Here is a 5,613-nt window from a genome sequence, read left to right on the forward strand (position 1 = left end):
TGGTGCGCCGCCGCGGCTACTAGGCGCGGGCCGTGACGATGAACGGGGCCGCCACCGCCGCGCTGTGGGCGGCGGTCGCGGCGTTCGGGGCGTCCTGGTGGGCGGTGCTGCTGGCGGTGCCGCTCGCGCTGACCTCCACCCGGCGGGCGTTCCTCGGCCACGACGCCGGGCACCGGCAGATCGCGGCGTCGCCCCGCGCCAACCGCATGCTCGGGCTGCTGCTGGGGAACCTCGGCCTCGGGCTCGGCTACGGGTGGTGGAACGACAAGCACAACCGGCACCACGCCAACCCCAACCACGTCGACAAGGACCCCGACGTCGGCGAGGGCGTGCTGGCGTGGACGCGCGAGCAGGCCGCGCGCCGCCGCGGCCCCGGCGCGTGGGTGATCGCGCACCAGGCGTGGCTGTTCTTCCCGCTGCTGCTGCTGGAGGGCCTGAACCTGCAGGCCAACAGCGTCCTGTACCTGCGGGGGAAGGCGCGCCGCGAGCAGCTCACCGAGGGCGTCCTGCTGGCCGCGCACCTGGCCGCCTACCTGGGGCTGGCGTTCACGCTGCTGACGCCCGGCAAGGCGCTGGTGTTCCTGGCCGTCCACCAGGGCCTGTTCGGGCTGCACCTGGGGTCGGCGTTCGCGCACAACCACAAGGGGATGGCCATGCCCGGGCCCGGCGACCGCTGGGACCACCTGCGGCGGCAGGTCCTGACCTCCCGCAACGTGCGCGGCGGGCCCGTCGCCGACTACCTGCTCGGCGGCCTGAACTACCAGATCGAGCACCACCTGTTCCCCAGCGTCGCCCGCCCCAACCTGCGCCGCCTGCAGCCGCTGGTCCGCGAGCACTGCGCCCGCGTCGGGCTGCCCTACACCGAGACCGGCGCGTACGCCTCCTACCGGCAGGCGCTGGCGCACATGGACGACGTCGGAGCGCCCCTGCGCGACTGACCCCGCCCTCGCGCCCGCCCTCGCACCCCCGCACCGGCGGCGGACCACGGTGATCTGAACCGCGCCCTATCCTTGCGGGGACATGCCTGAAGGACACACCATCCATCGCCTGGCCGCCGAGCACCAGCGGGTGTTCGGCGGCCGCGCCGTCACCGCCGGCAGCCCCCAGGGACGCTTCGCCGACGGCGCCAAGCTCATCGACGGCCGGACCCTCGAGACCGCCGACGCCTACGGCAAGCACCTGCTGCTGGGGTTCGGGGGCGAGCTGACCGTCCACGTCCACCTCGGGATCTACGGCAAGTACACCATCGCCGACGGGCCCGCGCCCGCGCCGTGGGGCGCGGTCCGGCTCCGCCTCACCGGCGACGGCGGGTACGCCGACCTGCGCGGCCCCAACGCCTGCGAGATCCTCGAACCCGGCGCCGTGGACCGGCTGCGCGACCGCCTCGGCCCCGACCCGCTGCGTCCCGACGCCGATCCCGAGCGGGCCTGGCGGCGCGTCCACGCCAGCCGGATCCCCATCGGGCAACTGCTCATGGACCAGGCGGTCGTCGCCGGACCCGGCAACATCTACCGCGCCGAGGTGCTGTTCCGGCAGGGCGTCCACCCGCGCCTGCCCGGCCGCGACCTGCCCCGCGCCTCGTGGGAGGCGATCTGGGCGGACCTGCGGCGCCTCATGGCCGACGGCGTCCGCGACGGGCGCATCGACACCGTCCGCCCCGAGCACACCCCCGAGGCCATGGGCCGCCCGCCGCGCGTGGACGACCACGGCGGCGAGGTGTACGTGTACCGGCGCGCCGGGCAGCCGTGCCTGCTGTGCGGCACCGAGGTCCGCACGGAGGTCATGGCGGGGCGGAACCTGTTCTGGTGCGAGACCTGCCAGCCCCGCGGCGCCGCCCGCCCCTGAACGGCCGAGCCTCATAAGGGGCCGGGGGGCTAGCCGGCGGGGTGGGCCGATTCGGAGCGGTCGCCGCCGGAGGAGCGCTCCGGCCCGGGCTCGCGACCGGACGCACCGGCGGCGTCGGTGTCGGCATCGGCGTGGCTGCCGGGGGTGTGGGGTTCTCCGAACCGGGCCAGGACGAGCGTCGCGGCGACCGCCAGGACGAACCCGCACGCCGCCATCGGAGCCAGCCCCGGCCGGGTGTGGTCGCCGAGCAGGACGACTCCGATCGCGGCCGGGACGACGGTCTCGGCGACGACCAGCGCGGCCGTCGTGCTGGTCACCGACCCCCGCTGCAGCGCCGTCGCGTAGAACAGCAGCGCGGCCACTCCCGCCCCCGCCAGCGCGTAGGAGGCGGGGTCGGTGAGCAGGTCGAGCGGGTTCAGGCTGGTCAGGACGCGCGCGGCGAGCGCCACGAGCCCGAAGCCGAGGCCGGCGACCAGTCCGAGAACCACCGACCGGGCCGTTCCCCGCAGGCGCCCGGCGGCCGCGCCGGCCACCAGCAGCGCCAGCGCGCACCCGAGCAGCGTCCAGTGGAAGGCCTGCCCGGTGTGGGCGGGACCCTCGCGTCCGGCGGACGAACCGAGCAGCGCCAGCCCGGCGCAGACCGCCAGCACCGCCGTCCACTCGGCGGCGCGCAGCCGCACCTTCAGCACCGGCCCGGCCACGACCGCCGTCACCGCCAGCGCCGCCGCGACGATCGCCTGCACCACGAACAGCGGCAGCGACCGCAGCGCCGCCAGCTCCAGCAGGAAACCCAGCAGGTCCAGGCCGATGCCCGCCAGGAACGGCACGTTGGCCGCCAGCCGCACCAGCAGCCGCGGGTCGACGCCGCTGCTGGGCGCCGTGGACCGCGCCGCCACGGCCTCCAGGACGGTGGCGACGCCGAAACAGCAGGCGGCGGCGAGAGCGCCCACCAGACTCCAGACCATCCGCCAACCCTACGCGCCGCCCCCGCCGACACAGACCCGCTCGGCCCCCACCCCTCCCGGACCGTCAAGGCCGCGGGCGTCGGCGGGGCCGGTGGTTCCAGCGGCGGCGGGCGCGGACCGGCCACGGGCGGGCGAGCGGCCCGCCGCCAGCAGCCCCGCCACAGCCGCCGCCGCGAGACCGGCCAGTCCGGCCGCCGCGAACCCGCCCCCCGGCACCGACGCGTCGATCGCCGCGCCGACGAGCGGGGCGCCGAGCGCGAACCCCGTGGCCATCGCCGACGACTGCAGCCCCGTCGCCTCGCCGCGCGCCCCGGCCGGCGCCAGCCGGCTCACCGCGTCGGACACCGCGGAGACGGTCGGCGCGGTCAGCAGCCCCGCGAAGACCCCCGCCACGCACAGCCAGAGGGCGCCGTGGGCCAGCGCGGCCGGGACGGTCGCCGTCCCGAGCAGGCCGAGCAGCAGCCACGCGGGCAGCGGCCGGGGGAGCGCGCCGTACACCAGCCCGCCGGCGACCGAGGAGACCCCGTACACGGCCACGACCACCGCGCCCCAGGACACCTGCCCGGCGTCCCGCAGCGTGGCGACGATGGCCAGGTCGGTGCCGCCGAGCAGCATCGTGGCGCCGAACCCGGTCACCAGCATCGCGATCATGCCCCGGCCCAGCCACTCCCGGCGGCGCGGACTGCGGGCGGCGCCGCCGCCGGAGCCGGCCGCGACCCGGTCCCTCTCGTCGGCGGAGTGCAGGGGCGGGTCGAGCAGGGCCAGCCCCACCCCGCCCGCCACGATCACCGCGCCCACGCCCCACGCCACCGCCTCCGGCGCCAACTGCGCCGCGCCCAGGATCACCAGCGGCGGGCTCAGCATGTACGACAGCTCGCCCTGCACCGACTCCAGCGCGAACGCGGCCTGGCGCTGCCCGGCCGCCGTCATCGCGGCGATCGCCTGCCTGGTCACCAGCGGGACGGGCACCACCAGCAGCCCCGCCCCGAACGCGGCGCCCAGCAGCACCTCGTAGGGCAGGACCGGCACGCCCAGCCAGAACACGGCCTGCAGCGCGGCGGTGGCCAGCAGCACGGGCCGCGCGCCCCGCCGGTCGATCATCCGGCCGAGCAGCGGCCCGCCCAGCGCCATCCCCGCGGTCAGGGCCGCCACGACACCGCCCGCCGCCGCGTAGCTCATGCCCAGGCCCAGCACGACGTACATCGTCAGCGTCATCCCGTAGGCGGTGGCCGCGGCGCGGGCGACCAGTGAGACGCTCAGCAGCGCCGGCATGCCGGGGACGGCGAGGACCTTCCGGTAATCGTTCACCGGCGTGACGCTAGATCCCTCCGGCGGGCCATAGGAAGTGCTTAATTTCTTGGATCCTCCATAATGAATGCTTATGCCCCAGGATTTGGAGACCGCGCTGCTGCGGTCGTTCGTCACCGCCGTGCGGGCGGGCAGCATCAGCCGCGCCGCGGTCGCGCTCGGGCACACCCAGCCCGCCCTCAGCCAGCAGCTGCGCAAGCTGGAGAGCGCCTTCGGCCGCCCGCTGCTGCACCGGTCGCCGTCCGGCGTCGCCCCCACCCGCGCGGGCGAGGAACTGCTGCCGTACGCCGAACGCATCCTCGCGCTGTCGGCGCAGGCGCTCGCCGGGACGGGGCGCGCGCTGACCGGCCACTGCGGCGTCGCCCTGCTGGAGGACCTGGCCGCCTCCCACCTGTCGCAGGCCCTCGCCGACCTGGCCCGGCTGCATCCCGGTGCGACGCTGGAGGTGCTCAGCCTCGCCAACGCCGCGATGCGGGAGGCCTACCATGCGGGCCGCGTCCAGCTCGTGCTCGAGGCCGCGCGCGACCTTCCCGGTCCGGCGCGGTGGACGGTGCGCCGCCCGCTGGTCTGGGCGGTCGGGCCGGGCGTGGACGTGGCCGCCGACCCGCTCCCGGTGGTGCTGTTCTCGACCCCGTGCTCCTGGCGCACCGCGGTGCTGGAGGCGATGGAGCACGCGGGCCGGCGCTGGCGGGTGGCGTTCGAGAGCAACAGCCTCATCGGTGTGCTCGCCGCGGTCCGCGCCGGCCTCGGCGTCGCCGCGCTCATGCCCGCCAACGTGGAGCCGGCCATGGTCCGCCACGACCCCGGCGGCCTGCCCGCCCTCCCGGACGTCGGGCTCGGCCTGGCGCGGCACCCGGCGACCGAGGGCGACCCGCTGGTCAACGCCGTCGAGACCGCGCTGCGCCACGTGATCTGACCCACCCGCCCCGCCCGGGGACGAACCCGCCCCCGGGCACACCGCCCACGGGCGCAGCGTCCAGGAGAGTGGGGCCCGGGAGAACAGGGGCCGGGGAGAATAGGGGCCGGGGAGTGCCGTCAGCCTTCGAGGGCGTACTGCATCGCGCGGAACTTGTTCTGCGCCTCGGCCAGCTCCGCCGCCGGGTCGGAGTCCGCGACGATCCCGCAGCCCGCGAACAGCCGCGCGCGCGTCCCCGACAGCTCCGCGCAGCGCAGCGCGATGCCCCACTCGCCGTCGCCGCGCGCGTCGACCCAGCCGACCGGTCCCGCGTACCGGCCGCGGTCCATGCCCTCCAGCTCCCGGATGAGCTCCAGCGCCCGGTCGGTCGGCGTGCCCGCGACGGCCGGGGTCGGGTGCAGCGCCGCCAGGACGTCCAGGACCGTGCGGTGCGCGCCGAGCCGCCCGTGGACCGGTGAGGCCAGGTGCGTGACGTTCTGCAGGCGCAGCAACTCCGGTTCCGCCGGGACGTCCAGGTCGGTGCACAGCGGCGCGAGCGCGTCGCGGACCATGTCGACCGCGTAGGAGTGCTCCCGGCGG

General features: G+C 76.6%; 6 protein-coding genes. 3 read left to right on the forward strand and 3 right to left on the reverse strand.

The window, feature by feature from the left end:
* Window positions 1-38 precede the first annotated feature (38 nt).
* Window positions 39-938 (forward strand): acyl-CoA desaturase, encoded by a 900-nt coding sequence (locus tag AB0J52_RS24805; protein ID WP_500184565.1) that lies wholly within the window; start codon window positions 39-41, stop codon window positions 936-938.
* A gap of 82 nt (window positions 939-1,020) precedes the next feature.
* Window positions 1,021-1,845, forward strand: a complete 825-nt coding sequence (locus tag AB0J52_RS24810) for an Fpg/Nei family DNA glycosylase (RefSeq protein WP_500184557.1) — start codon at window positions 1,021-1,023, stop codon at window positions 1,843-1,845.
* 29 nt (window positions 1,846-1,874) lie between these two features.
* Here AB0J52_RS24810 and AB0J52_RS24815 read toward each other — a convergent pair whose 3' ends face one another.
* Window positions 1,875-2,810: a DMT family protein gene (locus AB0J52_RS24815; protein WP_500184558.1), complete on the reverse strand. Its 936-nt coding sequence runs from the start codon at window positions 2,808-2,810 to the stop codon at window positions 1,875-1,877.
* A 9-nt stretch (window positions 2,811-2,819) separates the two neighbouring features.
* Window positions 2,820-4,118, reverse strand: coding sequence for an MFS transporter (locus AB0J52_RS24820; protein WP_500184560.1), 1,299 nt, complete (start codon window positions 4,116-4,118; stop codon window positions 2,820-2,822).
* A 73-nt stretch (window positions 4,119-4,191) separates the two neighbouring features.
* Between AB0J52_RS24820 and AB0J52_RS24825 the strand changes: the two genes are divergently transcribed.
* Window positions 4,192-5,034, forward strand: a complete 843-nt coding sequence (locus AB0J52_RS24825) for a LysR family transcriptional regulator (protein ID WP_500184562.1) — start codon at window positions 4,192-4,194, stop codon at window positions 5,032-5,034.
* Window positions 5,035-5,153: 119 nt separating this feature from the next.
* On the opposite strand, the gene AB0J52_RS24830 is transcribed toward AB0J52_RS24825, so the two are convergent.
* Window positions 5,154-5,613, reverse strand: a 460-nt coding sequence (locus AB0J52_RS24830; protein ID WP_500184564.1) for an isochorismate synthase, incomplete at its 5' end; no start/stop codon positions are given.

Source organism: Spirillospora sp. NPDC049652, assembly GCF_040675125.1.
Taxonomy (GTDB): Bacteria; Actinomycetota; Actinomycetes; order Streptosporangiales; family Streptosporangiaceae; genus Spirillospora.